The organism is Okeania sp. SIO2B9, assembly GCF_010672505.1.
In the GTDB taxonomy this organism is placed as follows: Bacteria; Cyanobacteriota; Cyanobacteriia; order Cyanobacteriales; family Microcoleaceae; genus Okeania; species Okeania hirsuta.
This window is the reverse complement of record NZ_JAAHGK010001759.1, coordinates 1-1,151: the sequence shown is the minus strand read 5'-3', so window position 1 is coordinate 1,151 and position 1,151 is coordinate 1. Positions and strand designations below refer to the sequence as shown.

Sequence of the window (1,151 nt, the reverse complement as noted above, 5' to 3'; positions counted from 1 at the left end):
AACTTAGATATATCAATAAATAGGCTATTTTGACGTTAAAGAATTACACAGTAAGGATTCAAGGCTATTTTTAATTGATTTTTTGCTAAAGTCCCAGTAGCTAAAGCGATCGCCGACATATTTGGCTAGCATGACCTAGGAAAAAGCGGAGCTGCTCTACACTCTTCGGGTCTCCTCGCCATATCCAATCGACTAAGAGAACAGAAAAAAATCATTTTATTCAATTCTATAGTTTTCATGTAAGGTAATTGTTAATTGCGAATTATTAATTGTTTACCACTAATTTAGAACAGAAAAAGTAAGTACCTGTGCAAAATTCATTTAATATTTGTAAGTAGGGAACAGAAAATCAAATACAGTACTTTTCAAGTAAGTAATGTCTAACGGTAGAATAATAATATTCATTTATTAAAATCATAATTGGATAATCTGTACATCATAAACCTGCAATATATTGTATTTTTGATGTAAAATTCAGTTATTAGCTACTAATTATTTCAATACTCAAATCCTCTCTAGGCAAAGACCTTAGTTTTTTAAAATGTTGCTTTAGTAAATACGATTTGGTATTAGTTGTAAATATAAAAATCATTTTACCTACCTACTTAATAAATTCATACATAAAACAAAGCAATCAGCAATTTTTAGTTTTTCGCTGATTGCTTTATATAAAGTGGGCATATTTTTGATAAAATTATGGTTAGATAAGCAGTCTATTGCAAGACAGTAAAAGTTTGAGTATTTTACTTCTCGCTGAAAGCTTCCCAAGTCTTTCGATCCACTATACCACTAACCTTAATTCCTTTATATTTTTGAAATTTTTTAACTGCCCCTGTGGTTTTTCTTCCAAAAAAACCATCAATTGGACCCGGATTAAAACCCATTGTTTCTAAACGAATTTGTAAGGTTTTAACTTTAGACCCCTTGTCTCCTTTTGCTAATATCTTTTCTATTTGGATGGGTGGGTTTTGCCTTGAAATTGATGGTTTTTCTCTTTGAGTTTGTGGACGAGAGGCAAATGAAGGTTTAGCCAGAGCTGTCCAAGTAGCTTCATTAACTATACCTGTTACACTTAAGCCTACAGACTTTTGAAAAGCTTTTACTCGCACCAAAGAAGCAGTAAAAGCTTTTCAAAAGTCTGTAGGCTTAAG

Annotated in this window: 1 protein-coding gene; it reads right to left on the bottom strand. The window is 31.6% G+C overall.

Features of this window, described 5'->3' with window-relative positions; genetic code table 11:
* Positions 1-743: 743 nt before the first annotated feature.
* Entirely contained in the window at positions 744-1,109 is a 366-nt protein-coding gene (locus F6K13_RS34220; protein ID WP_287290100.1) for a peptidoglycan-binding protein, read from the bottom strand.
* Positions 1,110-1,151 lie beyond the last annotated feature (42 nt).